Source organism: Halorubrum sp. SD612 (assembly GCF_002135005.1).
In genome coordinates, this window is sequence record NZ_NEWI01000236.1 from 1 (window position 1) to 2,942 (window position 2,942).

The 2,942-nt window shown below is 71.2% G+C and carries 3 protein-coding genes and 1 pseudogene; 3 read left to right on the top strand and 1 reads right to left on the bottom strand.

Features of this window, described 5'->3' with window-relative positions:
- A partial coding sequence (locus B9G38_RS15695; RefSeq protein WP_143415528.1) for a class I SAM-dependent methyltransferase occupies positions 1–383 on the top strand: 383 nt, incomplete at its 5' end.
- A 60-nt stretch (positions 384–443) separates the two neighbouring features.
- Here the strand turns inward: B9G38_RS15695 and B9G38_RS15700 are convergent.
- Positions 444–1,859 carry an ATP-binding protein gene (locus tag B9G38_RS15700; RefSeq protein WP_086220997.1) on the bottom strand — a complete coding sequence of 472 codons (1,416 nt, stop codon included), beginning with the start codon at positions 1,857–1,859 and terminating at the stop codon, positions 444–446.
- Between the two features lie 158 nt (positions 1,860–2,017).
- Here B9G38_RS15700 and idi point away from each other — a divergent pair, with 158 nt between their 5' ends.
- Positions 2,018–2,632: an isopentenyl-diphosphate Delta-isomerase gene (gene idi / locus B9G38_RS15705; RefSeq protein WP_086220998.1), complete on the top strand. Its 615-nt coding sequence runs from the start codon at positions 2,018–2,020 to the stop codon at positions 2,630–2,632.
- Between the two features lie 99 nt (positions 2,633–2,731).
- Positions 2,732–2,942, top strand: a pseudogene (locus B9G38_RS15710) (hypothetical protein); the annotation flags it as partial.

Genomic DNA, 2,942 nt, shown 5'->3' on the forward strand with positions numbered 1-2,942 from the left:
TCGACGCCTCCGTCGGGATGCTCTCGCGGGCGCGCCGCGGCCGCGGGCTCTCCGGCGTCGCCGGCGACGCGGGGCGGCTCCCGTTCCGCGACGAGAGCGTCGACGCGGTCACGGTCGTCGACGCGTTCCACCACCTGCCCGATCAGGACGCCGCGCTCGCGGAGGCGGCCCGCGTGCTCGCGCCCGGCGGCGCGCTGGTCGTCCGCGAGTTCGACCCGGAGCATCCGCTGGGGCGACCGCTCGTCGCCGGCGAGCACGCGATCGGGATGGAGTCGCGGTTCCGGGCGCCGAGCGACCTCGCGAGCGCGATGGACGCGGTCGACCTCGACCCGCGGATCGTCGACCGCGGGTTCGGCTACACGGTCGTCGGCGTTCGGCGGTGAGTCACCGCGAAAAGGTCGCTCCGGGTCGACACCGCGCCTCACGACCCCCGTCGCCTCGGCTCAGTCGTGCGAGGCGCCGTGGGCGGCGTGGTCGTGGTCGTGCGACCCCCCTCCGTCGCCGGACTCGTCGTGGGTGTGTTCCTGTTCGCCGGAGGCCGTCTCGCCGAGCACCTCGGCGCCCTCCCCGTCGATCATGTCCATGTTCTTGAGGTTGTCGCGCTCCTCGAAGTCCTCGACCGCCGCCATCACGTCCGCCTGCGTGATCGTCATCCGGTCCTCGGTGAGCGCGCCGAGGACGGCCTCCCGGAGCACCATCCGGAGGTCTGACCCGGTGAGGCCGGTGGTCCGGTCGGCCACCTCCTCGGGGTCGAAGTCGGCGATCTTCATCTCCTTGGTCACGACCCGGAGGATGTCCGCGCGCATGTCCCGGTCCGGCTTGGGGAAGTTGACGATCTCGTCGAAGCGACGCCACGCGGCGGCGTCGAGCTGGTCCGGGTGGTTCGTCGCGCCGATGAGGAGCACCTCGTCGCGCACGAGCGACACCTCGTCGATCGACTTCAGGAGGGTGTTGACCGCGCGCTTCAGGGCGGCGTGCTCGTCCGAGCGGCGGGTCTTCGCGACCGAGTCGAACTCGTCGATGAAGAGGATGCACGGCGAGAGGCGCTTGGCGACCTCGAAGCTCTTCTCGACGTTCTTCGACGTCTCGCCGAGGTACTGGCTCGTGATCATCGAGAGCTTCACCTCGACGAACGGGAGGCCGAGCTCGTGGGCGAGCGCGCGCGAGACGGTCGTCTTCCCGGTGCCCGGCGGACCGACGAACAGCAGCTTCCCGATCTCTCGGAGGCCGATCTCCGCGAGGTACTCGCGGTGTTCGATCGCCTTGACGATCTTCTGGATCTCGCCCTCCTGGTCGCCGGTCAACACGAGGTCGGCCAGCGTCGTCTCGATCTCCTCGGGCGCGCGGACGTTGACGAGGTCGAGCATCTCGCCGTCCTCGTCCTCGTCGAAGTACTCGGAGAGCAGCGCGTCGATCCAGACGCGGTCGGCCTGGACCGGCCGCACGTCCTCTCGGGCCTCCTCGCGGGTCACCGGCGCGTCGAGGTCCTCGGCGGCCTCCACGGCGGCGACGAGCGTCGGGTTCCCGGCGAGCCGGTCGTCGCTCGCGCGGTCGCGGTACCACTCCAGCCCCATCGCGGGCTGGGTCAGCGAGATCTCGCCGGAGAACTCGGTCCGCTGGGTGAAGAGGAGCTCCGAGACCGCGTCCCACGGGCGCTCGACGCCCGTCGCGGTGCGGGTGGTCTCGTCGGTCGCCTTCAGCGGTCGCTCCACGCCGCCGGGGGCGTCCTCGGCGGCGTCGGCCGACCAGAACACCTGCCGGAATCGGGGCGGCAGGTCGTTCTCGTCGAGGTCGCGGTCCTGCGTGTAGAAGTGCGTCGTCAACACGAACTCGACGACGTCGAGCGCCGGGTCACTCATCCGCGGCTAGTAGCGCCGGGACGCGGTTAAGAGCGTCGAAGCGCCCGTGGACGGAGGGGGTATGCGCCGGCGAGTGGCCGACGGACGCGCAGCGAGGGGCGCGGTGAAGCGGCCGCCGTATCGAATCCTTATTAGCGTTGGTCCGCGACGTACCGCGCATGAGTTCCGAAGACGCGACCGAGCCGGGGGATCCCGCCGGCACCGGCGCGGGCGACAGCGGCGGCGAGAGCGAGGCGGACCACGAGAACGCGCTTCAGGACGTCATCGCCGTCGACCCCGACGACGTCGCGCAGGGCACGGTGAACCGGCTCGACGCGCACACCGGCGACGGGATCCGGCACCGCGCGTTCACCTGTCTCGTCTTCGACCGGGACGGCCGGATCCTGCTGGCCCAGCGCGCGCCGAACAAGCGCCTGTGGGACGGCCACTGGGACGGGACGGTCGCCTCGCACCCGGTCGAGGGGCAGTCCCAAGAGGAGGCCACCGAACAGCGCCTCGAGGAAGAGCTCGGCATCTCGCCGGACCAGTACGACGACCTCCGGGTGACGGACAAGTTCGAGTACAAGCGGTACTACCCCAACGAGGGCGTCGAGTGGGAGGTGTGCGCCGTGCTGAAGGTCACCCTCGACGACACCTCGCTCGACCCCGACGACGACGAGATCGGCGGCATGCTGTGGGCCGACTACGACCACCTCCACGAGAACCCCGCGCTGTACCGGCAGCTCCGCCTCTGCCCGTGGTTCGAGATCGCGATGCGGCGCGACTTCTCCTGAGCGGTCGGTCCGTTCCGCGGCCGGGGCGGCCCCGTCCCCGCGCGGTCTCTTCTCGATCCGAAGCGGCGACTTGAAGGCGCTCCCGCGCCGCGATCCGGTATGACCGTCGTCGCCCTGCTGGCGAACCCGCCCCGCGAGGGGCTCGTCGGAACCGCGATCGCCGAGTCGACGCCGCTGTCGCCCGCCGAGGCGGCGGACCTGTACGAGGCGATGTTCCGCGACGCCGTCCTCGCGGTCGACCGCTCCGGCGGCGAGCTCCTCGTCAACTTCCCCGACGAGGAGGCCCTCCCCGCCGAACACCGGACCGAGA

What these genes read in the sequence shown, in the direction of transcription:
- idi (WP_086220998.1), top strand. Translation starts at nt 2,018, where the DNA reads ATGAGTTCCGAAGACGCGACCGAGCCGGGGGATCCCGCCGGCACCGGC.
- B9G38_RS15700 (WP_086220997.1), bottom strand. Translation starts at nt 1,859, where the DNA reads ATGAGTGACCCGGCGCTCGACGTCGTCGAGTTCGTGTTGACGACGCAC.